Here is a 25,073-nt window from a genome sequence, read left to right on the forward strand (position 1 = left end):
GCCAACGCTTATGTGGTTTGAAATGCACAGCAGAAAGACGGACGCGGGGTGGAGCAGCCTGGTAGCTCGTCGGGCTCATAACCCGAAGGTCGTCGGTTCAAATCCGGCCCCCGCAACCAACATCAAACACCTTAACGGGTGTTTTTTTGTTTCTGCGGTCCAGAAAAAAAGCGCTTTTCAGCGCTTTTTATTATCCTCTTCTCGCCAGCGTCGCCCCATCGGCGAAGTACGCTTTGATCCCTGCCAGAATCGACTCCGCCACTTCCTGCTGGAAGGTTGCCGTTTTCAGCTTCCGTTCTTCTTCGATATTACTGATAAACGCCGTTTCGACGAGAATCGATGGGATATCCGGCGCTTTCAGCACCGCAAACCCGGCCTGTTCCACCTGATTTTTATGCAGATTGTTAATCCTGCCGAGCTTGTTGAGCACCGCTTTACCAAATTTCAGGCTATCGGCAATGGTCAGCGATTGCACCATATCGAACATGGTGTGGTCGACATAGCGGTCGCCGCTTTTACTTACGCCACCGATCAAATCCGAGGCGTTCTGCGTCTGCGCCAGATATTTCGCCGCCGTACTGGTTGCCCCTTTGGTCGACAGCGCAAACACGGATGAACCGCTGGGTTGTCGACTGGTGAAGGCGTCCGCATGAATCGAGACAAAGAGATCCGCACGCTGCTTCTGGGCTTTCGCCACGCGCACCTTCAGCGGAATGAAGATATCTTCATTACGCGTCATGTAGACCTTCATGTTGCCTTCTTTCTCGATCAAAGCCCGCAGTCGCCGGGCAATCTGCAACACCACGTCTTTCTCACGCGTGTTGTACTTACCAATGGCGCCAGAATCCTCACCGCCATGCCCCGGATCGAGCATGATCACAATCGGGCGATCGCGACCGGCTTTACCTGGCTGCGGGCCACTTTGCGCGGGGGGAACCTGCTTATCGAGATCGCCTTTGTTGTAATCTTCCAGCAGCGCCAGCAGCGGATCCTGCATATCCTGCGCATTGGCCGGATAGAGATCCATCACCAGACGTTCTTTAAAGCCTGCCACCGGTGCCAGTGCAAACAGCTGCGGCTTCACATCTTGCTTCAGTTCAAACACCATACGTACGGTCTGTGGATCGAACTGCCCCACGCGTGCCGACTTGATATAAGGATCGTCGGGACGAATTTGCGCCGCCATACCTTTCAGCACGGAATTCAGGTTCACACCTTCAATATCCACCACCACGCGCTCAGGATTGCTCAGCGCAAACTGCTTGTACTTCAGCTGTTGATTCGATTCCACCGTCACACGGGTGTAACTGGATGCTGGCCAAATACGAACCGCAACGACCTGACTGACCGCAGCCAGACCGACCTGACTGACGCTCAATAGCCACATGGCGCCCGCCCCTTGCAGTAAACGACGGCGGCTGATAGGTGGATTGGATCCTGACATGCTTCTCCCGAGCAAAATAAAACGTAATGGTGATGAGATACTAAACGTCTAAATTGACCGGAAACTTTAACGAATGACGCATAATCTGTCATCTATAAAAGGGTAAACATTGTTATTGTATTCACGGTATTACTGAGAAAAAACTTTGTCAGGGTCAAAATTTGCGCTTGCGCGCGGCGAAAAAACAGAATAAAAATACACTAATTACGAATAATCATGCAATGAGGATATGCCGTGGTGAAGGAACGTAGAACCGAACTGGTACAGGGATTCCGCCATTCTGTTCCCTATATCAATACCCATCGGGGAAAAACGTTTGTCATTATGCTCGGCGGCGAAGCCATTGAGCATGAAAACTTTTCCAGCATCGTCAATGACATTGGGCTTCTACACAGCCTCGGCATTCGCCTGGTGGTGGTCTATGGCGCGCGTCCGCAAATCGACGCCAACCTCGTCACCCACCACCATGAACCGATGTATCACAAAAATACCCGCGTCACTGACGCCAAAACGCTGGAGCTGGTTAAGCAGGCGGCGGGCACTTTGCAACTGGATATCACCGCTCGTCTGTCGATGAGCCTGAACAATACGCCGCTGCAGGGCGCGCATATCAACGTGGTCAGCGGCAACTTTATCATTGCGCAGCCGCTGGGCGTTGATGATGGTGTGGATTACTGCCACAGCGGGCGCATCCGTCGAATCGATGAAGAGGCGATCCATCGTCAACTCGACAGCGGCGCCATTGTGCTGATGGGCCCCGTCGCGGTATCTGTCACCGGCGAAAGCTTTAACCTGACGTCGGAAGAGATCGCCACGCAGTTGGCTATCAAGCTGAAAGCCGAAAAGATGATCGGCTTTTGCTCCTCGCAGGGGGTGACCAATGATGATGGCGATATCGTCTCTGAATTGTTCCCAAATGAAGCACAGGCGCGCGTAGAAGCACAGGAAGAAAAAGGCGATTACAACTCGGGTACCGTACGCTTCCTGCGTGGCGCGGTAAAAGCCTGCCGGAGCGGGGTCCGTCGCTGTCACCTGATCAGCTATCAGGAAGATGGCGCGCTGTTGCAGGAACTGTTCTCGCGCGACGGTATCGGGACGCAAATTGTGATGGAGAGCGCCGAGCAGATCCGCCGCGCCACCATTAACGATATCGGTGGGATCCTGGAGCTGATCCGCCCGCTGGAGCAGCAGGGTATTCTGGTGCGTCGTTCGCGCGAACAGCTGGAGATGGAGATCGACAAATTCACCATTATTCAGCGCGATAACATGACCATCGCTTGTGCCGCGCTGTATCCCTTCCCGGAAGAGAAGATTGGTGAAATGGCCTGCGTGGCTGTCCATCCTGACTACCGCAGTTCTTCAAGAGGAGAAGTGTTGCTGGAGCGAATCGCCGCCCAGGCGAAGCAGATTGGTTTGAGCAAGCTGTTCGTCCTGACGACCCGCAGTATTCACTGGTTCCAGGAGCGCGGCTTCACGCCCGTGGATATTGACCTGCTGCCAGAAAGCAAGAAAGAGATGTACAACTATCAGCGGAAATCCAAAGTGCTGATGGCCGATCTGGGTTAGCGGTTATTGAATTGCCGGATGGCGGCGTAAACGCCTTATCCGGCCTGGCGTCATGAATTCAACACGGGCCGGATAAGCGCAAACGCCATCCGGTAACCTGTCATTTAAACAACGTCGACAGCCCGCTGCGACGTTCGGTACGGGTCGCAACCGCACTGCCAAGAATGCGTTCATCAGCATACAGCGACAGGCGGCGACGTGCGCGGGTGACAGCGGTATACACTAACTCCCTTGTTACCACCGGCGTACGCTGCGTGGGTAACACCAGCGCGGCATGATCGAACTCTGAGCCCTGCGATTTGTGCACCGTCATCGCCCAGGTGGTTTCATGCTCCGGCAGACGACTGGGTTGTACAGATTTAATACTGCCATCCGGCATCGCAAACCAGACCCGTAATCCTTGCCCACGATCGAGCGCCACGCCGATATCGCCGTTAAACAATCCCAGCGCGCTGTCGTTACGGGTAATCATTACGGGTCGCCCTTCATACCAGCGGGAATGGGGCAGACGATGAATTTTACGCTTTTGCTGCATAGCCAGTTCGATGCGTTCATTCAGTCCGCTCACGCCAAACGGCCCTTCACGCAGCGCACACAGCAGCTGGAATTCATTGAATGCCTGAATGATTAACGCCGGCTCCGCGCGCGCCTGAAGCAACGTCAGGTAGTGTCCGTAACCTGTCAGCGCGTCTTCAAGCATGGCGGTGTAATCTTCACTGCTCTCCAGCGTCCGTTTATCGATATCGCTGAAGCCCTGCTGGAAAACGCCGTTTATCGCGGCCTTATCACCACGGTTGATCGCCGCAGCCAGTTGTCCGATGCCGGAATCACGGCCAAAACGATAGCTTTTTTGCAGCAGGCAGAGACTGTCACGCAGCGTGGCGGCGTCGTTGCCCACGCCTGCCGGAACGGGCATCCCCGTCAGGCGAGCCAGCTGCTGCGCCCGTTCTGGGGTATAGCCCGCATTCACCCAGGCGCAGATATCGCCCAGCACCGCCCCCGCCTCAACCGAGGCGAGCTGGTCGCGATCGCCGAGGAAAATGACGCGCCCGTGCGGTGGCAATGCATCTATCAGTCGCGACATCATCGGCAGGTCGATCATCGACGCCTCATCCACCACCAGCACATCCAGATGCAACGGATTGCCTGCGTGATGACGTAAGCGCTGGCTGCCAGGCTGAGCGCCCAACAGTCGGTGTAAGGTGCTGGCATCATCCGGGATGCGTTGCTTTTGTTCATCCGTCAGCGGCAACTGGCGCAGCGCCTTGCCTAAGGACTCAGTCAGACGCGCGGCGGCTTTGCCCGTCGGTGCCGCCAGGCGAATACGGCAACGCTCGCCTTCCGCCATCTGGATCAGCGCCGCCAGCAGTTTCGCCACGGTCGTTGTTTTCCCCGTACCCGGCCCGCCGGAAATCACCGAAATGCGGCGGGTCAGCGCCACCGCAGCGGCAACTTTTTGCCAGTTGATTTCGTTTGTTGTCGGGAACAGCGCTTCCAGCGTTTGCGTCAGTAAGGCTTCATCTACCGCAATGGGTCGATTCACCTCGCTAAAGAAACGGGCGACCGTGCGTTCGTTGCGCCACATCCGGTTCAGATACAGCCGATCGCCGTGGAGGATCATCGGCGATGGCCGCTCTCCACGACTGACGGCGTCCGATGCGAGCAGACATTCCGCCCAGTCAGTCGGTTCACCTGTCTCACTCAGGCAGGCTGCCAGCAGAGGAGGCAGGTCAGCCCCCATCGTCAGTCGGGCGAGCGGTAAACAAACGTGCCCTTCTCCGGCATCCCGGCTGAGTAACGCCGCTGCCAGCGTGACGGCAGGTTCATGTTCGCCGGTCACCGCCAGCGCGAATTGCGCATCCAGAGGGCGCAGTTGCTTCTGCTCGACGGCCTCAAGCAATCGCTTTTGTAGCGTCACGATGCGTCCTCCAGTGCCACACCGGCAAACATCTCGTCCATCCGGGCAATCAGCTCCTCAGACGGGCGGGTGGTGTAAATCCCCTGCTGCGGCTGTTCGCTGTCCACACCGCGCAGGAACAGATAAATCACGCCGCCAAAATGGCGCTCGTAGTCGTAATCCGCAATGCGATGGCGCAAATACCGGTGCAGCGCGAGGGTATAGAGCTGATACTGCAAATCGTAGCGATGCGCCTGCATTGCCGTGGCCATCGCCTGTGGGGTGTAAGCCGAGCTGTTTTCACCCAGCCAGTTCGATTTGTAATCCAGCAGGTAATAGCGCCCGTTGTGACGAAACACCAGATCGATAAAGCCCTTGAGCATCCCGCGAACCTGGGCGAACTCCAGCGGCGGGCAGTCCGCCGAAAGCGGGTCAAACTGACGGATCAGCGCATCCAGCCTCTCCGCGATAAGCGGTTGGCTAATGGGCAGATAAAACTCCATCTCGACCTGTTTTTCACGCGCAGACAGTTGGCTCAGGCTGATGCCTGTCTCATTCAGCGGCGCATGGAGAATGGCCGTCACCCACGCGGTAATCACCGGCTCCCAACCGGCGTCATAACCGCCAAGCGCCAGTTTGTCCTGCACCCAGGCAGCCTCTACCGGTTGGGTAAAATCGAGATCTTCAAACAGGCTGTGTAAAAACGTCCCCGGCGACGCACCGCGCGGAAACTGGTGCGGCGTCAGTTCAGGTTCCTCAACCACCTCACCGACGCCAGTCGCATCGATATCCAGTCGCGGCATGAGATCCTGCGCAATACCATGACCGCGCTGTTGCAGGCCAGAATAACTGGTCACCCGCCAACTGTCGCCAGGCGTTCGTTGTACTCGTCGGGCATTCAGCGACGCCCCGCTCGCCGCAGTGACGGGCAACGGCTCCATGCTGACCGCTTCCGGGACAAGACAGATGATGTTCTCATCGCAAACCGCCTCTATCGCCGCGCGTAGCCCGGCGGCATCCATCGGTTCGCCCTTTTGCAGCAGACGCCCCAGCGCGCTCTGATGCACATCGGTATCGCCCTTTTTATCGCCCCGACGACGCACCAGAGGGGCGACGCCCAGACTACAGTGCCAGACTGAACGGGTCAGCGCCACGTACAGTAAACGCAGATCTTCCGCCAACCGTTCGGCTTCTGCCAGCGCCACGCTTTCGTCCGCTTCGCTCAGATCCAGTACCGCTTCAAACGAGTTGCGATCGTGATAAAACGCCTGATCCTGAATGCGGAAATGAGTGATAAACGGCAGCCAGACCAGCGGATACTCCAGCCCTTTTGACTTATGGATAGTGACGATTTGCACCAGATGGTTGTCGCTTTCCAGGCGCATTTGCTGGCTGTAGGCGTTGCTGTCAGGCTCAAGAATATGCTGCGAAAGCCAGCGTACCAGTGCATGCTCGCTTTCCAGTTGCGAAGCCGCCTCCTGCAACAACTCGCTAATGTGCAAAATATCGGTCAGGCGACGTTCGCCCCCCGCCGTCGCCAGCAGATTTTCCGCAATCTTTCGCGTCGACATCAGCGCGCGCAGCATCGGCATCACGCCCCGTTTCTGCCAGATCTGGCGGTAGCCGACAAACTCTTCGACCACCTGATCCCAGGCATTTTCATTGTCGTTGAGCATGTCAATGTCGCGCGCGTTCAACCCCATCATGGAGGTTGCCAGTGCGCTACGCAGCGTATTTTCCTTTTCCGGTGCCATCACCGCCTGTAAAACCCAGAGCATCTCCTGCGCTTCCAGCGTTTCAAACACGCTGTCGCGGTTGGAAAGATACACGGAAGGGATCGCCAGATGCGTCAGGGCGTCGCGCACCAGCGCCGCTTCCTGACGGCTACGTACCAGCACGCTGATATCCGCCGCACTCACCGGACGCGCATCCTTGCCGTTGAAAAGTATCGCCTCACCGCTCAACCCGGCCTTCAGCCAGTCGCGGATCTGCGCGGCGCACACCTGCGCCATATAGCTTTGATAATCCCCTACTCCGCAGCTTTCCCCTTGCATCAGCCACATCGTCATCGCGGGCTGAGTTTCGCCATGAAATTCAAAACGCAGCGACTGATTTTTATCGGCGTATTTCACCGGCTGAAACGGGATCTCGCGAAACATAAAGGCATCGTCCATCAGGCCGAACAGCCTGTTGACGCTGTTCACCATGCCCGGCGCGGAACGCCAGTTGGTGTCGAGGGTATAGTGCGCGCTGACCTCACCGCGGGCCTTCATATAGGTAAAAATATCCGCGCCGCGAAACGCATAAATCGCCTGCTTGGGGTCGCCTATCAGCAACAGCGCGGTGTCCGGCTGATGCTGCCAGATGCGACGGAAAATGCGGTATTGTTGCGGATCGGTATCCTGGAACTCATCGATCATCGCCACCGGGAAGCGGGCTCGAATCGCCGCTGCCAGCGCATCGCCGCTTTCACTGCGCAGCGCGCCATCCAGTCGACTGAGCATATCGTCAAATCCCAGCTCACCCCGGCGACGTTTTTCTTTCGCCACCGTCTCACGGATCTCCGCCAGCGCACGGGTGATCAGCAGATCTCTGAGGGTCAAAGGTTCTGACAACAGTTCATCTATCGCGACAAACAGCGGATGCTGCGGCACAGCACCGCCTTCTTTGGTGCGATCCTCAAGAAAACGCTGCGAGAATTTCTCCAGTGCCTCTGGCAACTGGTAGCTTTGCGTCCCGGATTGAGCCCAGACGCTGATCTTCTCGATCCATTTACCCTGGTTGCCACGATTAAATTTACGCCGGTCGATGTCTGAGGCTTCCATCAATCCCTCAAGCTCACCCACCGCGTCACACCACTGTTGTTTAAGCGCGTTGATTCGCTGCACGATCTGTTGATGACGGGACGCCAGCGTTTCATCATCCGGCGGCGGCGCTTTGATGACCGGCGCTTCCCCTTGCAGGTAACGGTTAATATCTGCCAGCAGCGCCTGCGGTCCTTTCCACGTTTCAAACACTACCTGGGCAATGTCACGTGATAAGGGGTAACAGTGTCGACGCCAAAAATCCGCGCAGGCCTGGTAGCGCAGCAGAGATTCATCTTCGATCAACTGTTGCTCAAACAACATGCCGGATTCGAAGGCATTCAGACTCAGCATGCGCTGACAAAAACCGTGGATGGTGAACACCGCCGCCTCATCCATCTGTCTCTCGGCGAGCAGCAGCCACTGAGCCGCCTGCTTTTTATCGTCGATCTCGTCCAGCAGACGGGCATAAAGGGGATTGTCGGTCGATTCGCGCAGACAGGCTATCCGCAGCTCATGAATATTACTGCGGATGCGACCACGCAACTCGTCGGTGGCGGCCTCGGTAAAGGTCACCACCAGCAGTTCTTCAACGGTCAGGGGACGGGGAAAGGCAGTGGAACCGCCAAGTCCGAGGAGCAGACGCAGATAGAGCGCCGCGATAGTAAAGGTTTTGCCGGTGCCCGCAGAGGCTTCAATCAGGCGCTCGCCCGTGAGGGGCAAGCGCAGGGGATCAAGGGACTCGGCGACATCATTCATTCTGTTCTCTCACCAGGGGCAAAGTTTGCTGCAACGCGCTGACGTTGTCCCACACTTTCCAGCCTTCCGGGTGCACATAGTGTGGCTTCCCGTTTTGACCACCGGAAATCTGCGACAGTACCGCCACGCCTTGCGGCTCTACCACCGCCTGATGGAAGAAATCAGCAAGTTTTTGCGGCGTCAGCTGTTTTATCTGAGCCACAATTTTATCACGTGAATCGAATCGCATATTACCGCGATCGAAATCTTTGCTTAATTTCGATGCCTCTTCACCCAGCGTTTGCGGTGCCTGCAACATCTGCGCGACGATAGCCTGCTTAATCTGGGCAAACTCTTCCGGTTTCATCGCCCGCAGCTTCTCCTCCGCCGTGGGGAAAAACGCCTTATAGCGATCCCAAAGATATGACGGCTGTTTATCGCTGCTTTGCAGCAGGAAGCCCATCCCCCACTGACGTCCGACGCTCATCGGGAAGGCGAACACCGCATATCCTAACTGCTCTTCCGTACGCAGTTGATTGTAGAACCACGGCTGAACAATCTGACCCAGCATGGCGCTGTAGGCCGCGCTGGCATACTCATCATAGCCGGTGGGAACAAATACCGCCGCCAGTGCAGAGTCGGTGCTGCTGCCCGCTTTTTCAAAAATGATCGACTGCTTCTTATCCACCAGCACATCTTTGTTGCGACACCATTCGGAACCGTTCGCGCCAAGCTGTTTCTGGATATCCCGCGCCATCGTTGTGACCTGCGCTTCGCTCATGTTGCCAATTGCCAGGAATTCCGGACGGGCACCCGATTTTAACGCTTCACGGTAGGCCATCACCTCTTTCAGGGTGATCGACGGCAGCAGCGCGCGCCGCTCATCGCGCGAGAAATAGGGCACCTGAGAGATCATCTGCACCGGCATAATCGCCTGCTCGTAAGCTTTCCCTTTCTCGGCGGAATCCATCATCTGGCTATACCAGGATTTCGCCTGCTCAAGCTGCTCCTCGGTTGCGGTGTAGCTGAAGTAGCCTTCAAGCAATGCCTGGAAAAGCTGCGGTAAACGCTGTGTGTAGCCGTCAGCGTTGAGCATTAAGCCATTGTTGGCGTTGGTTGAAAAACCGATGCCCCCCACTGCCGCCTGATTACTTAACTGGTCGAGCGCAATCCCCGCCAGATAGTCGTTCAGCGCAAACATAACCTGATTCCTGGCGCTGTCCATCGCCTGCGGATTACGCAGAATGACGCTCACGTCCGCCTTTGGTTCGCTGGCAAAATGTTGGCTCGAGGTGTACACCACGCGCAGATCAGGCTTATCCACGATCAGCGCCGGACGGTCATATTTCTTTTCCGGTTTAATCAGCGTGAAATCGTCAGGAATATAGGGGTTCAGTTCCGGCAGAGACAGCGCAATACCCTGCGCTTTATTCTGCCAGTCGCTGAAGGTCTGCTTGCTGATTTTATTGACCTGATAAGGGGCATCAACAAAGTAAGCAGTTTTGTTGTGCGGTTCTTTCGGGCTGATGTACCAGATACGCGCATTTTGCGGCGTCATCATCTCCAGACGCGCCTGAATCGCTTTCGCATCGTACCGATCGGCGATGTTCACCGCATCCAGCGTATGCGCCACCGGCACGCGGATCATGGTATCCGCCAGCCACTCGACGTAATCCATATCACGGGTGATCGACGGATAACGGAAGTCGAGATCAAGCACATGCGACAGCTCGTCAAAGTAGCGTTTATCCACACCCTTATCACGTAACAGGTTGAGATAGCTGAAAATAGCCGCGACAACCTCTTCGCGATTTGCCAGGCCTTTATCGGTCAGCGTGGCGGAAATGGCTAACACACCGCTGTTGCCGTTGACCACCGGATCGGAATCCGCGCGAATGCCTTCCACCAGCCCTTGCTTTTGCAGCCAGTCAGAAAGCGTACCCGAACTACGGTTGCCAATCAGATATGTGATCAGCTCGTCGGTTTTACTGCGAAACTGCGCGCTGTTGTTGTCAATTCGGAACTCAACGCGCAGCACTTTACGCGGCAGCGCAGGAACGTAATGGATAATGACGCCCTTCTGCGCATCGGTGACAACCGGAACGGTAATTTCCGGCTTTTCGATATTCTTGTTTGGCACCCGCCCAAAGGTCTCTGCAGCAATCTTTGCCAGGTCCGGCAAAGGCTTATTGCTGTAGATAACCGCTTTCATCAGATTGGCGGAGTAATACTTGCTGTGAAAATCGCGCAATGCCTGCTGCACCGGGTTACCCGGTTTGTCTTTTAAGGTTTCCAGATTACCACCGGAAAAACGTGAACCAGGATGCGCCGGGTTGATGGTTTCCGCACTCACCTGCGCCATCCGCATCCCGTCACGGGTGCGCGCCATCGTCAGCTCTGCGTTTACCGCATTGCGCTCACGATCGGCATATTTTTTATCCAGCAGCGGTTCGGCAATGGCATCGGCCAGACGATCAACAGCACCGGTAAGCGCGTCGTTCTCCACTTCCAGGTAGAACGCGGTACGGTACGGCGCGGTACTGGCATTGTGGCTGCCGCCGTGCAATTTCAGGTATTCCGCCAGGCTGTCGGCCTGTGGGTACTTTTTCGATCCCATCAGACACATGTGCTCAAGATAATGTGCCAGTCCCTGATGCGCATCGGGATCTTCCAGCGACCCCACGGGTACCACCAGCGCAGAAAGCGATTTCACCGCTTGCGGGTCGGATACCAGTAATACCACCATGCCATTATCCAGACGAATGGCCTGATACTGGCGGGTATCTTTGTCGCTTTTACGGATGGTTTCCGCAATGGGCTGCCAACCGGTGTCTGCCTGACTTAAGGGCGCCCAAAAGGCGACCAACAACAGTAACGCTTTGAACCAGGTGCTGCGGGGCATTCAAGAACCTCATCATTAACTTTCTTTCTGCGCAAAGACATGTTGGATGCTTCTCTGAGCAGGGCAACGCATCATAAAGGAAGCATCAAAATTGCGCAATTTTTATACAATCATCACGACTGATTAAATCTGAAAAGCGGAAGCAGGTAACGTTGTGACTGCAAAATAATGGCCTCCAGGGTCTCGGAGTCCAGTTGCCGCCACAGGCGCTGATACCAGATATCCTCGCCTTCGCCACGCACGACCATGTTGCCTTCGTAAGCCTGCATAAACTTCACGCGGGCTTTTTGTCGCGTATCATCGTCATCTAACATGGCATCATTTGCCGCGTCATAACAGGTTTTTATCCACGCGCCGCCGCTTTCCGGAAGCACCAGCAGCGGTGCGGACATTCCTTCGCGATATCCGTCAATCAGTTGCGCCAGGTAACCCAATGCCTGCTCTTTTTCCAGCGGTGGGAAACGCCACTCTCCGTCTTTTCGCAAAAACAGCCGGCTTTCACCTTTTCCCCCGCAGGCACAATAGACAAGGTGTTCGAGCCAAAGTTGCACGCCTTGTGAAATGCTGATTAACGAAGGCCGCCAGCGCAGCAGCCCATCTTCCTGCACCTGCGGTAGCCACCCGGTCAACTGTACGCCGTTACAGTGCAGATCGACCTCCAGACTTTGGCTCGGCTGACGGCAGGCCACGATCCTGTCCGCCAGCGTCTGCATTTCCTGATGCTGAACTTCCCAGAGGATCTCGCCATAAGCCCCATACGGCAGATCCCCCGCCGCGCGGAAGCGACGGAACAGACGTTCGGCATCCTCCTGTTCGACCAGTGCATTCAGTAACTGCTGGTTGAGCTGATAACGGGTTAGTCCTTCCAGGGTAAATGGTTCGGTATCCGGGATTTCACTCTCTTCGGAGCGGAAATTGACCTGCAAGCGCTGCTGAAAAAACGCCCGTACTGGATGCGCCCAGAAACGTTGCAGCGTTTCCAGACTCAGCATCTCTGGCATGTCAAAGGCCAACGGCTGCACAAAATCGCTATGGGCCTCTCCGCAACGGCTTGCCGCGGGCAACCACTCGCTGGCGTAGCTCTGCTGCTCGCCGGGCAGGAAATTTTGCGCATCGAACGGCATGCGGGTATGCAGTCGGGCGATATGCGCTTTGACCCGTTTCTCGCTCTCATCGCTGGTCAATGCTTCGTCACCCGGCAAATAGTGGCTTTGTCCGATGTAATCGAGCAGTTCCTGAACCAGCACGGAAGGGAAGCGTTCGCTGTTATCCTGGATCGAGCGCCCGATGTAGCTGATGTAAAGCGACTGCTGGGCAGAAATTAAGGCCTCAAGGAACAGATAACGGTCGTCATCACGACGACTGCGATCCCCACGCATCGGTTTCTGGTTCATGAGATCAAAGCCGAGCGGCGCAAGCTGGCGCGGATAGACACCGTCGTTCATTCCCAGCAGGCAGACGACTTTGAAGGGAATAGAACGCATCGGCATCAGAGTACAGATGTTCACCGGCCCGGCTAAAAAACGCTGGCTGATCCGCTCCTGATCCAACCGCTGCGCCAGCTCATCGCGCAGCAGTGACAGGGGGACCGCGTCGTCATATTCAGCCTTCAATCCTTCGGCGATCATCGCCTGCCACTGTTGCTCGATAAGCGTCATGGCCGCCTCGGTTTCAGTGTCCGGCAGGAAGAAGTCGTTGAGCATCTCACGACACACCGGCAGCCACTCTTCCAGCGGACGCTCCTGTGCCAGACTACGACGCCAGAGATTAAGCTGCATCAGTAATGACGCCAGATGCCCCACCAGCTCGGCTATCAGCCCGCTGGACTCATCATAAGGCAGAACGGACTGCCACTCGCCCTGCGCACTTTCCATGGCATAGCCCAAAAGCATACGCGTGAGGCCAAATTGCCACGTATGCTGTCCCGTTGCCGGAAGTTCCAGCTCCCGCACGTTGTCATCATCAATTCCCCAGCGAATGCCCGACTCATTGACCCACAGTCGCAAATAGCGCAGCCCTTCTTCGTTGATATTGAAGCGCGCCGCCAGCACCGGGACATCCAGCAGCGCCAGCACATCCTCAGAAATAAAGCGACTGTCAGGCAGTGACAGCAGGCTGATGAACGCCTGCAATACCGGATGCGACTGACGCGCCCGGCGGTCGGAAATGGCATAAGGCAGATAACGCTCTGCAGGGGCGCTGCCAAAGACCGCCTGAATAAACGGGCTATAACTGTCGATATCCGCCACCATCACGATGATGTCGCGCGGGGTGAGCGTTGGGTCCGCTTCCAGCATCGCCAGCAGACGATCGTGGAGGATTTCAACTTCACGCTGTGGGCTATGACAGACGTGAAAGGTGACGCTGGTGTCATCCAGGTCAAGGCGTCGCTTATTATCGCTGCGCGAATACTCTTCCAGGCTCACCCCCGCCACTGCGCGGTTTTCCAGCTCAAGGATATCGGCCTGAATGTTATGCAGCAGGTTATCCGGGGTCACATCGACAAACGCATCAAGCTCCTGGCTGTTTTCCAGTTCTGAGAGCAGATAAATATAGTCACGTCCCAGTTTCCCCCACGAGGCCAGCATCGGGTTACCGACATCCTGTTCACCATCGCCGTTAAACAAACTTTCGGCATTCGAATTGTCACGGAACAGGGGTAAATGGCGGTCTTCAAAACTATGTCGCCGCTGACGCGCCAGCAGCTTTGCCAGATACGCCGGGTCTTTTATATCGCCCCAGTAGTAGCGGCAGGGATTGGTGAAGAGCAGATGAATGTCGATATGTTTGCCGAGCGCCTGCAATGCCTGTAGGTACACGGGCGGCAACGCGGAGATCCCGCAGATAAACACACGGGAAGGGAGGCCTGGCGGGCAGGTATCGGTATTTTCGAGAGTCTGGATAAACCGTTGATAGAGATTAGCACGATGCCAGCGCGGCTGACCCAGCGTATCGGTGTACTCCACCAACGCTTTCCACAGCGGCGCCTGCCAGCATTGCGCCTCGCCTAACCCCTCGACCGTTCGCCCCGCTTCCCACTGCGTTAGCCATTCCGGTCGATACACCAGGTACTGATCGAAAAGATCCGCCGCGCGCGACGACAGCTGAAACAGCTTACGCTTGTCGGTATCGTCCGTCAGATAGTGGCGTAAAAGCGCAAAGTCGTCATGATCCAGCAGTTGCGGGAGCAGCGTCATCAACTTCCAGCTCATGCTTTGTTTGTTGAAGGCGCTCTCTTTGGGGATCTCCGGCAGTACGCGGACGAACATATCCCAGATAAAGCTTGCCGGGAGTGGGAATTCTATGTTGGCGGCAATACCAAATTTCTGCGAAAGGGTCATCTGTAACCACTGCGCCATCCCGGTACTCTGCACCAGAATCATTTCTGGCTCAAAGGGATCGTCCAGCCGTTCGCGCTCGACGATGAACTCCATCAATGCTTCCAGCACATCCAGACGGTTTGAGTGGTAGACCCTTAACATAGAGACTCCTGGCAACTAACGGTTTAGGCAGTGCAGGCGCGTCATTTTCCCCTGCCTGCCCTGAGGTGAAGATAGCGTAACGCTGATGCTGACACATCCCGCCTGCGTTGTCTGCATCCGGTTAACCTGCCAGTTAACAGGTGGCGAAAACGAATGCAGTTGCGTCTGCTGCCAGCCCTGCCGCCAGAGCTGAAGATACTGACCTCTGATGAAAAAACTGTTCATCAACGCGCGCTGATACCCGGAAAGCGCCGTCACCACCATCACCATGAGGACCATTGCCAGTATCACTTCCGGCAAGCTAAACCCACGCTGTCGGCTCAGGGGATCTGGCATAATGCGGCCTCCCGTAGCGGACAGAAATCGCTCCAGCCATGAGGAGAAAAAATAACGAATTCCTCCTTTTGTTCGCCTTCTCGCCATACGGACGTTCCCTGATAGTTGGCAATAAGCAACGCGCGACTGTCAGCGAGTCTGCGCAGGCAAACAGCAACATTGTCCTCTCCATAGTACCGACACGGTTTATCGGAGTTTACTGACCATTGCTGCATCCTGCCCCACTCCATGGCTGACTGCACGACAGCCTGGCGCTGCAAAGCCTGACTTTCTATCGCCACCCGCGAAGCAAAACTGCTCTGCTGCTGATTAACGCCCTGCAACAGGAGGCTACCGAGGACCAACAGCATCAGAACCAGCGCCAGAGAGGAAACGCCCCGCTCGCGATTCATAAATTAAAGCCGCTGACGCTGTAGCGCGCGTCGGCCACGGTTTGCGGATCTGCCCGACTACTGCCGCGCAGATGTAAGGTCAGTTCGGGTGCAAAGCCCGCGATATCCTGGCGCGTGACCTCAAATGCCGTAATCTGCACAACATCAGGATCGGTCATTTTATCCCATCCTTTTCCGCCGCACGTTTTCGCGCCGCGCTGCGTCTCCAGCACGTTGTCATTCAGACGAAATCCGGTTTGTTCAGCCTCCTTTACCGGCTCGGTTTCCCAGATACCATTCGCGTTTGCGTCCCACTGTACGATAACGCACTGGCCCGCCTCGGCAATGTTTACCCCTTCGCCACGACAACTACCGTGACAATATCCCGCGCGTTGAAGGTGCTTCGCGACGGTATACACCCGCTGCCACACGTCATCCTCCAGCGCGAGTTTGCGGGTCTGCTGCAAAATATCGCGCTGTAACGCCGGTAAAAACCGGGCAGCCCCCAACAACAGTACGCTACTGATTGCCATCGCAATCAGTACCTCAAGCAGAGAAAAACCACGCTCACTCACCGACAGCCCTGGGTATCGTCGCGTTCGCACAGGCGAATGCGTCCCCAGGGCGAAACCACCACTCGCCACTCTCCTGCCGTATTTTTCAGGCGAATATTCCCCGGCCACGCGGTATTGCGTTGACCATAAAACGCCAGCGAGGCGGTGACCCCGACGAGATCGACATCGCGCCAGAGCGGCACAAAAACGAGCGCAGAGCGCGGCGTACAGGTATTTCGTGAGGCTGTCGAACTGACAAGACACCATGACGCGTCCTCCCTGATGGCGGTAATGATGTGGTCGCGGTTATGCCAGTTGGCGTCCTCCCGTAGCTGCAGCAAGAAATCGCGCAGCTGACAGGCTGTCTGCCAGAGATGTTGCTGTTGCTGCCACTGCTGCCAGCCGTAGAGACCCGTTGCGCTCAGGCTGACAATAATAAGCATCGCGACCAGCGTTTCGATGAGCGTATAGCCCTGCTGTGTATTCATGGCGGCAGTATGACGCGTCGGGAAGTTAAAACGAGGCGAGAATTCAGGTTTTTCGGCGCGTTACGAGGGAAATTTCCTCTGTTGCAGCTGGTTGCAACATTTCAGGAATCCACGCCGAAAAACCAGCATCTGGATAAAAAAAACCGACGCACGGAGGCGTCGGCTATGACAGGATAAGGTCAGTTTAGATAGCAACCGGCGCTTTAATCCCCGGATGCGGGTCGTAACCTTCGATTTCAAAATCGTCGAAGCGGTAGTCGAAGAGAGAATCGGGTTTACGTTTGATCACTAGCTTCGGCAGCGCGCGCGGTTCGCGAGTCAGTTGCAGGTGCGTCTGCTCCATGTGGTTGCTGTACAGATGCGTGTCACCACCGGTCCAGACGAAATCGCCAACCTCCAGATCGCACTGTTGCGCCATCATGTGTACCAGCAGCGCATAGCTGGCGATGTTAAACGGCAGGCCGAGGAACACGTCGCAGGAGCGCTGATACAGCTGGCAGGAGAGCTTGCCGTTCGCGACATAGAACTGGAAAAACGCGTGGCACGGTGCCAGCGCCATTTTGTCCAGTTCGCCGACGTTCCACGCCGAAACGATAATACGGCGCGAATCGGGATCATTTTTCAACTGGTTCAGCACGGTCGTGATCTGGTCAATGTGGCGACCATCCGGCGTCGGCCAGGCACGCCACTGTTTGCCGTACACCGGGCCCAGATTGCCGTTTTCATCCGCCCATTCGTCCCAGATGGTGACGTTATTTTCGTGCAGATAGGCCACGTTGGTGTCACCTTGCAGGAACCACAGCAGTTCATGGATGATGGAGCGCAGGTGGCAACGTTTTGTCGTCACCAGCGGGAATCCGTCCTGCAGGTTAAAACGCATCTGATGACCAAAAATGGAAAGCGTTCCGGTTCCGGTGCGGTCGTTTTTCTGTGTGCCTTCATCCAGCACTTTTTGCATCAGTTCTAAATACTGTTTCATGGTTCCTCAGGAAACGTGTTGCTGTGGGCGACGGCGATAGGCCCACATCATCATGACAACACCAGCGACAATCATCGGAATCGAGAGGATCTGTCCCATGCTGATGTACTGTACCCATTCGCCGGTGAACTGCTGATCCGGCTGACGGAAGAATTCAACGATGATACGAAACGCGCCATAGCCAATCAAAAACAGCCCGGAGACGGACCCCATCGGGCGCGGTTTACGAATAAACAGGTTAAGAATGATAAACAGCACTACCCCCTCCAGCGCCATCTCATAGAGTTGAGACGCGTGACGCGGCAAGGAGCCGTAGGTATCGAAAATGGATTGCCATTGCGGGTTGGTTTGCAGCAGCAGAATATCTTCGGTGCGTGACCCAGGGAACAGCATGGAGTAAGAGAAATTCGGGTCGACACGGCCCCACAGTTCGCCGTTGATAAAGTTGCCCAGACGCCCGGCCCCCAGGCCAAAGGGGATCAGCGGAGCAATGAAATCAGAGACCTGGAAGAAACTGCGCTTCGTGCGTTTGGCGAAAATAATCATCACCAGAATCACGCCAATCAGGCCACCGTGGAAGGACATGCCCCCGTCCCAGACGCGGAACAAGTAGAGCGGATTATCCAGGAACAGCGGGAAGTTATAGAACAGTACGTAGCCAATACGCCCACCGAGGAAGACCCCGAGGAAACCTGCATAGAGTAAGTTTTCGACTTCATTCTTAGTCCAGCCACTGCCAGGGCGATTGGCACGACGCGTCGCCAGCCACATCGCGAAAATGAAGCCCACCAGATACATTAAGCCGTACCAACGAAGTGCAACGGGCCCAATTGAGAAAATGACCGGATCGAATTCCGGAAAATGCAGATAGCTACTGGTCATCTGTCACCACAAGTTCTTGTTATTCCGCTGAAAAAACTCAGCGAGCGATATGCGCACCCACTGCTTACAGGCGCTCCAAAGGAGCGAATGATAGCATAAGGGGGTTAACGAGGCTGCGCCGAAGATGTAAAAGATCTGTATAGCGCTTTTACATCCCTCCACGGATCAGACCACCCATCCCGCGACGCTCCATAAACGCCGCCACCTGATGGCGCACTTCCGTTGCCAGTTGCGCCTCAAGGCTACGCTGGGCAAGCGTTTTTGCCTCTTCGTAATCAATACGGCGCAGCAGGTATTTCACGCGCGCCACGGAGCGACCGTTCATTGAGAGATGGCGGAAACCCAGCCCAATCAGGATGGTCACGCACATCGGATCGCCCGCCATTTCGCCACACACGCGCAGGTCGATATCGCTGCGCTCGGCTTCCTGCGCAATCATCGACAGCGCACGTAACATCCCCGGATGCAGGCTGTCGTAGATGCTGGCGACGCGCGTATTGTTGCGATCCACCGCCAGCACGTACTGAGTCAGATCGTTCGTGCCGACGGAGATAAAATCGATACGACTTGCCAGATTCGGCAGCATAAAGACCATCGACGGCACTTCGAGCATGATGCCGATACGCGGTTTCGGGATCGCGTAACCGATCATCTCTTCCACTTCACGCCCGGCACGTTCAATCAGGCGGCGCGCTTCATCCACCTCGTCAATACTGGTTACCATCGGCAGCAGAATACTCAGGTTGCCCGTCGCCGCATTGGCGCGCAGCATGGCGCGGACCTGGACAAGGAAGATCTCTGGCTGGTCGAGCGTAATGCGGATCCCTCGCCAACCCAGGCAGGGATTCTCCTCGCTGATCGGCATGTACGGCAACTGTTTGTCCGCCCCAACGTCCAGCGTTCGTAGCGTCACTGGCTTGTCGTTAAACATCTGCAACATACCCTGATACTGCGCCACCTGCTCCTCTTCAGAAGGAAAACCGCTTTGCAGCATAAAGGGAATTTCGGTGCGATACAGGCCAATACCGTCGATACGACTGCCCAGCTTTTCTTCATGCTCCGGGCTGAGTCCCGCGTTCAGCATGACCTTGACCCGCTCGCCGCTTTTCAACTGTGCAGGTAAATTGACGTCATCTTCCGCCAGACGGCTAAGCTCGTTTTCTTCACTGATAAGCCGCTGATATTCCTGGATCAATACCGGTTCAGGATCGACCAGCAGCTCACCGCGATAGCCATCCACCACCAGCGTACGCCGGTGCAGTACAGACGGCTGGATATCAGCCCCCATCACGGTGGGAATGCCCAACGCACGCACCATAATGGCAGCATGGGAATTGGCCGCCCCGTCGCGAACCACAACACCCGCCAGTCGGTCCTGCGGCAGTTCCGCCAGCGTCGTGGCGGAGAGTTCGTCAGCCACCAGCACGAAGCGTTCTGGCCAGGCATTTGGCCCTTGTACGGAATCATCAAGATGAAACAGCAGTCGCTGACCCAGCGCACGCAGATCGCCCGCACGCTCTTTGAGGTAGTTATCGCTCAGCGCGGCAAACTGTTCGGCAAACTTTTCGATGATCGTTTTGACCGCCCACTCTGCCACCGAACCGTTATCGACTTCGGTAAACAGTTCGCGTCGCAGGCGGGCGTCGGAGAGCAGGTGTGAATAGAGATCGAATATCGCAGCGGTCTCTTTCTGCGCGCCTGCGGCAAAACGCTTGCTGTAACGGCGAAACTCATTTGCCGCCTCTTCCAGCGCACCGGTCAGGCGCTCACGCTCCAGAGCAGGATCCAGCGTCGAGGCCTGATACACCTGCTCCATCAGCGGCAGCGTCGCGTCCTGCCAGCCTTCTGCGATCGCCACGCCCGGTGCCGCCGGTAACGCACGAATACGCGTCTGGCGATACTGGCCGAACAGGGCGGTAAGCTGAGATTGTGACAGGATCGCCGCCATCTGCGTGGCGAGCGTCACGAGGAAAGATTCTTCACTTTCGTCATACTGGCGCAGTTCACGCTGCTGTACAACGAGGACGCCCAGCAGTTGACGACGCTGAATGATCGGCACCCCGAGGAAGGCACGGAAGCGCTCTTCTTTTACCGAGGGGATATATTTAAAACTGGGATGTTTTTGCGCATCGGCAAGGTTGATAGGTTCCGCCAGCCTGCCAACCAGGCCGACGATACCTTCATCAAACGCGAGTGCGACAGTGCGACCGCGCGGTTTTTTAAGCCCCCGCGTCGCCATGAGGTAATAACAACGCCGGTCATGATCGGCCAGATAAACCGAGCAGACCTCTGTATCCATCGCAAGACAGATGTCAGTAACCAGAATATTCAGCGCTTCATTAAGACGCGGAGCACTGGCCACCTTTTCGACTATTTCGCGCAGGCGGGTGAGCATAATTTGCGTGGCTTAACCTCTTTTACGTCGATAAGCAGGTGTACTTTGCGGCTTCGGCGTCGTTTCCTGAAGCGCCATCACAACACTTGCGAACTCTTTCATCACCCTGCGGTAGACATCGCGTTTAAATGAAACCACTTGCCGGACCGGGTACCAGTAACTTACCCAACGCCAGCCGTCGAACTCAGGAGTGCTGCTGGTTTGCATATTGATTTCCGCGTCCCCGCTCATCAACTGCAAAAGAAACCACTTTTGTTTCTGGCCGATACATACCGGCTTTGTATCCCAACGCACCAAACGTTTTGGTAACTTGTAACGCAACCAGTTGCGAGTAGAGGCAAGGATTCGCACATCTTTACGGCTTAACCCTACTTCTTCAAACAGTTCCCGGTACATCGCCTGTTCTGCTGATTCTCCTGGGTTTATCCCACCCTGTGGGAACTGCCAGGAGTGCTGACCAAACCGCCGGGCCCACATCACCTGCCCCTGACGATTACAAATTACGATACCTACATTTGGGCGGTAGCCATCGTCATCAATCACCGGACTACCTCAATATAAACCTTATATGAGAATGATTGTTTCACACTCCTGACAGACGGTAAACCACTGAGTTAAGACGGTGTGCATCTAATAACAATTGAATAACTCACAGTTAAAGACAAAGTTATAAACAGACACTCACCCATATGGGCGATTTTATTCACCTTTTCTGTGGATAGAGTTGTGAAGAAGTACGGAATTACTCCGGGAAAAACCGGTACAGTTTGAATAAACTGCCGACAGGGTGAAAAAAATCTTTTCTTATATTCATGAGGTTACTTGGTCATCCCACCTGTTATCAGGCAAAAAAGTGACAAGTATCACACTGACGATCCTCAGGCTGATGAAAGATCGAACAGCGCCGACTTTATCCACAGATTGTGCCAATAAGTTAAACACAAATTGTGTGAAAATTCGATTTTCGTCGCACGTCAAGGCTGTAAATGGAAACAGTAGTCGGGGTTTTTCACAGTTATCCCATCTTTCTGTGGATAACATGGTGTAAGATCCTGTTTATTTTCAGTGACCAGAAATGGAAAACCCATTCTGGTGTTGCGCAACACGTGATGCCGTAAACTAAAAATCAATATAAATCATGGCATTGGATATCACATGTGGAAAACGATAAACTTCTTTTCCACGGTATAAAATCATTGTTTATTTTTTCACCTAAGGTATGACGCCATGTCCGGACTCCATCCTTTACGCTTTCCGCCGGAATCTGAAGCCCTTCTGCTCCAGCAGGCGCAGCAGCTTTCGGGCTATTCGTTAGGCGAACTGGCTGCGCTGGCGGGCATTGTTGCGCCGAAAGATCTCAAGCGGGACAAAGGCTGGATCGGCGTGTTGCTGGAACTCTGGCTGGGCGCCAGCGCCGGAAGTAAGCCTGAGCAGGATTTCGCCGCACTCGGCGTCGAGTTGAAAACCATTCCTGTGGATAGCCTTGGGCGCCCGCTCGAAACCACCTTTGTCTGCGTCGCGCCGCTGACGGGAAACAGTGGCGTAACGTGGGAAACCAGCCACGTGCGGCACAAACTGAAGCGAGTGCTGTGGATCCCGGTAGAAGGCGAGCGCAGCATTCCCCTCGCACAACGGCGGGTGGGTTCGCCGGTGCTGTGGAGTCCCGATGAAGAAGAAGACCGTCAGTTGCGTCTGGACTGGGAAGAGTTAATGGACATGATTGTGCTCGGTCAGGTTGAACGCATTACCGCCCGGCATGGCGAATTTTTACAACTGAGACCAAAGGCGGCAAACGCCAAAGCGCTCACCGAGGCCATCGGCGCCCAGGGCGAGCCAATACTGACGTTGCCGCGTGGTTTTTATCTGAAAAAGAACTTCACACGCGCCCTGCTGGAACGCCACTTTTTGTTACAGCAGCGTTAGACTTTCGCCCGGTGCCCCGGAAGCATATAATTAGCGCTTCTTTTTTTTGGCAGGACTTTGTTCAATGTTATTTGCATGGATAACCGATCCTAACGCCTGGCTTGCGCTCGGTACGCTGACGCTGCTGGAGATCGTGCTTGGGATCGATAATATTATTTTCCTCTCTCTGGTGGTTGCAAAACTCCCGACTGCGCAACGCGCACATGCCCGACGTCTGGGTCTTGCGGCGGCGATGATCATGCGTCTGGCGCTGCTGGCCTCCATCGCCTGGGTGACCCGGCTGACCAATCCGCTGTTTGACGTGTTTGGTGAGGCCATTTCCGCCCGCGACCTGATCCTTCTGCTCGGCGGATTGTTCCTGATCTGGAAAGCGAGTAAGGAGATCCACGAATCCATTGAAGGTGAAGAAGAAGGGATGAACATGCGCGTCACCTCCTTCCTGGGAGCAATCGTGCAAATCATGCTGCTCGACATCATCTTCAGTCTGGACTCGGTGATCACGGCGGTCGGTTTGTCCGATCATCTGTTCATTATGATGGCGGCGGTGGTGATTGCCGTTGGCGTAATGATGTTTGCAGCACGTCCTATTGGCGAGTTTGTCGACCGACACCCGTCCGTGAAGATGCTGGCGCTGTCGTTCCTGATTCTGGTGGGCTTCACCCTGATTCTGGAAAGTTTCGATGTTCACGTGCCGAAGGGTTACATCTATTTCGCCATGTTCTTCTCGATTGCGGTCGAGAGCCTGAACCTGTTGCGAAATAAAAAAAACCCGCTGTAATTGTCTTTTTCGCTCCCGTTGGGGAGCGAAATTCTTTCCTTTTCCCCTCCCAGTTTAAGATTTTCCTGCTTTTCCTGCCCATAACGTCAGGTTATTACTAGACTATTATCAGACGCAGGCCACGTGAGGATAAATGGATGAAAAAATGGGCAGTGATAATTTCCGCAGTTGGACTGGCTTTTGCTGTTTCCGGCTGTAGTAGCGACTATGTGATGGCGACCAAAGATGGTCGGATGATCCTGACCGACGGGAAACCCGAGATTGACGATGATACCGGTCTGGTGAGCTACCACGACCAGCAGGGCAACGCCATGCAAATTAACCGTGACGAGGTTTCTCAGATCATTGAACGTTGAGGGTTGAGGTCAGCCACGCTGCTGGCCTTAACAATTTTTCTTCCCTTTTTCCCTTCCCTCAGCCATTTTTATAATCCTTATGTCGTGATTATAAAAAGGAAACGGCTATGCAATATCACCGTATACCCCACAGCTCGCTTGAAGTTAGTACACTGGGGCTGGGCACAATGACGTTTGGTGAACAAAATAGCGAAGCCGACGCACATGCACAGCTCAACTATGCCGTCGCCAACGGCATTAACCTGATCGACGTGGCCGAAATGTACCCGGTCCCGCCGCGCCCGGAAACCCAGGGGCTCACCGAAACTTACGTCGGAAACTGGCTGGCCAAACATGGCAACCGTGAAAAACTGATTGTCGCCTCCAAGGTCAGCGGCCCGTCGCGTAATAACGACAACAGCATTCGTCCGAACCAGGCACTGGATCGTAAGAACATCCGCGAAGCGCTGCACGACAGCCTGAAGCGTCTGCAAACCGATTATCTGGATCTCTACCAGGTTCACTGGCCGCAGCGCCCGACCAACTGTTTTGGCAAGCTCGGTTACAGCTGGACCGATGCCGCGCCGGTGGTGTCGCTGCTGGATACGCTGGATGCGCTGGCCGAGTTTCAGCGCGCGGGTAAGATTCGCTACATCGGCGTCTCAAATGAAACGGCCTTTGGCGTGATGCGCTATCTGCACCTGGCGGATAAACATGACCTGCCGCGCATTGTCACCATCCAGAACCCTTACAGTCTGGTCAACCGCAGTTTTGAAGTGGGACTGGCGGAAGTGAGCCAGTACGAAGGCGTCGAACTGCTGGCCTATTCCTGTCTGGGATTTGGCACGCTGACCGGTAAATACCTGAACGGCGCGAAACCGGCCGGGGCGCGCAATACGCTGTTTAGTCGTTTTACCCGCTACAGCGGCGAGCAGACGCAAAAAGCCGTGGCTGCGTATGTGGAGATAGCCAGACGCCATAACCTCAGTCCGGCGCAGATGGCGCTGGCATTCGTTCGTCGTCAGCCGTTTGTTGCCAGTACGCTGCTTGGCGCCACCACCATGGAACAACTGAAAACCAACGTTGAGAGCTTACATCTGGAGTTAAGCGAAGAGGTGTTGGCAGAAATTGAAGCGGTGCATCAGGTTTACACCTATCCTGCACCGTAACAGAAGCGCGCCGGAGGAATTCCGGCGCGT

Annotated in this window: 18 protein-coding genes and 1 tRNA gene; 6 read left to right on the plus strand and 13 right to left on the minus strand. The window is 55.4% G+C overall.

What is annotated here, in order from left to right:
• The first annotated feature begins 42 nt into the window (after positions 1–42).
• Positions 43–119: transfer RNA gene (locus QQZ17_RS00885), tRNA-Met, on the plus strand.
• A 71-nt stretch (positions 120–190) separates the two neighbouring features.
• Here the strand turns inward: QQZ17_RS00885 and amiC are convergent.
• The gene (amiC, locus tag QQZ17_RS00890) at positions 191–1,444 is read right to left on the minus strand and encodes an N-acetylmuramoyl-L-alanine amidase AmiC (protein WP_152402381.1); all 1,254 of its coding nucleotides are present in this window, start codon (positions 1,442–1,444) and stop codon (positions 191–193) included.
• A gap of 234 nt (positions 1,445–1,678) precedes the next feature.
• Between amiC and argA the strand changes: the two genes are divergently transcribed.
• Positions 1,679–3,010, plus strand: a complete 1,332-nt coding sequence (gene argA / locus QQZ17_RS00895) for an amino-acid N-acetyltransferase (RefSeq protein ID WP_042322440.1) — start codon at positions 1,679–1,681, stop codon at positions 3,008–3,010.
• A 100-nt stretch (positions 3,011–3,110) separates the two neighbouring features.
• Here the strand turns inward: argA and recD are convergent, their stop codons facing one another.
• The 12 genes from recD to rppH form a co-directional block, all read right to left on the minus strand.
• Positions 3,111–4,928, minus strand: coding sequence for an exodeoxyribonuclease V subunit alpha (gene recD, locus QQZ17_RS00900; RefSeq protein ID WP_152402379.1), 1,818 nt, complete (start codon positions 4,926–4,928; stop codon positions 3,111–3,113).
• Positions 4,925–8,470, minus strand: a complete 3,546-nt coding sequence (gene recB / locus QQZ17_RS00905; protein ID WP_152402377.1) for an exodeoxyribonuclease V subunit beta — start codon at positions 8,468–8,470, stop codon at positions 4,925–4,927. The genes recD and recB overlap by 4 nt, the downstream gene beginning before the upstream one ends.
• A complete protein-coding gene (gene ptrA, locus QQZ17_RS00910; protein WP_152402375.1) occupies positions 8,463–11,351 on the minus strand; it encodes a pitrilysin in 2,889 nt (962 codons plus the stop codon). Before ptrA ends, recB begins: the two co-directional genes overlap by 8 nt.
• Before the next feature lie 113 nt (positions 11,352–11,464).
• Positions 11,465–14,833 carry an exodeoxyribonuclease V subunit gamma gene (recC, locus tag QQZ17_RS00915; protein ID WP_152402373.1) on the minus strand — a complete coding sequence of 1,123 codons (3,369 nt, stop codon included), beginning with the start codon at positions 14,831–14,833 and terminating at the stop codon, positions 11,465–11,467.
• Positions 14,834–14,848: 15 nt separating this feature from the next.
• A complete protein-coding gene (locus tag QQZ17_RS00920) occupies positions 14,849–15,169 on the minus strand; it encodes a prepilin-type N-terminal cleavage/methylation domain-containing protein (RefSeq protein WP_152402371.1) in 321 nt (106 codons plus the stop codon).
• The gene (locus tag QQZ17_RS00925; RefSeq protein WP_152402368.1) at positions 15,154–15,561 is read right to left on the minus strand and encodes a DUF2509 family protein; all 408 of its coding nucleotides are present in this window, start codon (positions 15,559–15,561) and stop codon (positions 15,154–15,156) included. The genes QQZ17_RS00920 and QQZ17_RS00925 overlap by 16 nt, the downstream gene beginning before the upstream one ends.
• On the minus strand, positions 15,558–16,121 hold the full coding sequence (locus QQZ17_RS00930) for a prepilin peptidase-dependent protein (RefSeq protein ID WP_152406266.1): 564 nt from the start codon (positions 16,119–16,121) through the stop codon (positions 15,558–15,560). Before QQZ17_RS00930 ends, QQZ17_RS00925 begins: the two co-directional genes overlap by 4 nt.
• The gene (locus QQZ17_RS00935) at positions 16,112–16,582 is read right to left on the minus strand and encodes a prepilin peptidase-dependent protein (protein ID WP_152402366.1); all 471 of its coding nucleotides are present in this window, start codon (positions 16,580–16,582) and stop codon (positions 16,112–16,114) included. The genes QQZ17_RS00930 and QQZ17_RS00935 overlap by 10 nt, the downstream gene beginning before the upstream one ends.
• A 184-nt stretch (positions 16,583–16,766) precedes the next feature.
• The gene (gene thyA / locus QQZ17_RS00940; protein ID WP_152402364.1) at positions 16,767–17,561 is read right to left on the minus strand and encodes a thymidylate synthase; all 795 of its coding nucleotides are present in this window, start codon (positions 17,559–17,561) and stop codon (positions 16,767–16,769) included.
• 6 nt (positions 17,562–17,567) lie between these two features.
• A complete protein-coding gene (gene lgt / locus QQZ17_RS00945; RefSeq protein ID WP_152402362.1) occupies positions 17,568–18,443 on the minus strand; it encodes a prolipoprotein diacylglyceryl transferase in 876 nt (291 codons plus the stop codon).
• Between the two features lie 148 nt (positions 18,444–18,591).
• Positions 18,592–20,838 (minus strand): phosphoenolpyruvate--protein phosphotransferase, encoded by a 2,247-nt coding sequence (ptsP, locus tag QQZ17_RS00950; RefSeq protein ID WP_152402360.1) that lies wholly within the window; start codon positions 20,836–20,838, stop codon positions 18,592–18,594.
• A gap of 12 nt (positions 20,839–20,850) precedes the next feature.
• The gene (gene rppH / locus QQZ17_RS00955) at positions 20,851–21,381 is read right to left on the minus strand and encodes an RNA pyrophosphohydrolase (RefSeq protein ID WP_152402358.1); all 531 of its coding nucleotides are present in this window, start codon (positions 21,379–21,381) and stop codon (positions 20,851–20,853) included.
• Between the two features lie 684 nt (positions 21,382–22,065).
• Here rppH and mutH point away from each other — a divergent pair.
• From mutH to QQZ17_RS00975, 4 genes are all read left to right on the plus strand, one after another.
• On the plus strand, positions 22,066–22,761 hold the full coding sequence (gene mutH / locus QQZ17_RS00960) for a DNA mismatch repair endonuclease MutH (RefSeq protein WP_046486629.1): 696 nt from the start codon (positions 22,066–22,068) through the stop codon (positions 22,759–22,761).
• Between the two features lie 64 nt (positions 22,762–22,825).
• A complete protein-coding gene (locus QQZ17_RS00965) occupies positions 22,826–23,539 on the plus strand; it encodes a TerC family protein (RefSeq protein WP_042322411.1) in 714 nt (237 codons plus the stop codon).
• 137 nt (positions 23,540–23,676) lie between these two features.
• Entirely contained in the window at positions 23,677–23,895 is a 219-nt protein-coding gene (gene ygdR / locus QQZ17_RS00970; RefSeq protein WP_046486633.1) for a lipoprotein YgdR, read from the plus strand.
• 107 nt (positions 23,896–24,002) lie between these two features.
• The gene (locus QQZ17_RS00975) at positions 24,003–25,043 is read left to right on the plus strand and encodes an NADP(H)-dependent aldo-keto reductase (protein ID WP_152402355.1); all 1,041 of its coding nucleotides are present in this window, start codon (positions 24,003–24,005) and stop codon (positions 25,041–25,043) included.
• Positions 25,044–25,073: the final 30 nt, after the last annotated feature.

It is taken from the genome of Citrobacter sp. T1.2D-1, assembly GCF_950098555.1.
GTDB lineage: Bacteria > Pseudomonadota > Gammaproteobacteria > Enterobacterales > Enterobacteriaceae > Citrobacter_A > Citrobacter_A telavivensis.

Excerpts from the sequence above, each read along its gene's own strand:
- amiC (WP_152402381.1), bottom strand. The coding sequence starts at position 1,444 with ATGTCAGGATCCAATCCACCTATCAGCCGCCGTCGTTTACTGCAAGGG.
- recB (WP_152402377.1), bottom strand. The coding sequence starts at position 8,470 with ATGAATGATGTCGCCGAGTCCCTTGATCCCCTGCGCTTGCCCCTCACG.
- ptrA (WP_152402375.1), bottom strand. The coding sequence starts at position 11,351 with ATGCCCCGCAGCACCTGGTTCAAAGCGTTACTGTTGTTGGTCGCCTTT.
- recC (WP_152402373.1), bottom strand. The coding sequence starts at position 14,833 with ATGTTAAGGGTCTACCACTCAAACCGTCTGGATGTGCTGGAAGCATTG.
- QQZ17_RS00920 (WP_152402371.1), bottom strand. The coding sequence starts at position 15,169 with ATGCCAGATCCCCTGAGCCGACAGCGTGGGTTTAGCTTGCCGGAAGTG.
- QQZ17_RS00925 (WP_152402368.1), bottom strand. The coding sequence starts at position 15,561 with ATGAATCGCGAGCGGGGCGTTTCCTCTCTGGCGCTGGTTCTGATGCTG.
- QQZ17_RS00935 (WP_152402366.1), bottom strand. The coding sequence starts at position 16,582 with ATGAATACACAGCAGGGCTATACGCTCATCGAAACGCTGGTCGCGATG.
- thyA (WP_152402364.1), bottom strand. The coding sequence starts at position 17,561 with ATGAAACAGTATTTAGAACTGATGCAAAAAGTGCTGGATGAAGGCACA.
- lgt (WP_152402362.1), bottom strand. The coding sequence starts at position 18,443 with ATGACCAGTAGCTATCTGCATTTTCCGGAATTCGATCCGGTCATTTTC.
- ptsP (WP_152402360.1), bottom strand. The coding sequence starts at position 20,838 with ATGCTCACCCGCCTGCGCGAAATAGTCGAAAAGGTGGCCAGTGCTCCG.
- mutH (WP_046486629.1), top strand. The coding sequence starts at position 22,066 with ATGTCCGGACTCCATCCTTTACGCTTTCCGCCGGAATCTGAAGCCCTT.
- QQZ17_RS00965 (WP_042322411.1), top strand. The coding sequence starts at position 22,826 with ATGTTATTTGCATGGATAACCGATCCTAACGCCTGGCTTGCGCTCGGT.
- ygdR (WP_046486633.1), top strand. The coding sequence starts at position 23,677 with ATGAAAAAATGGGCAGTGATAATTTCCGCAGTTGGACTGGCTTTTGCT.
- QQZ17_RS00975 (WP_152402355.1), top strand. The coding sequence starts at position 24,003 with ATGCAATATCACCGTATACCCCACAGCTCGCTTGAAGTTAGTACACTG.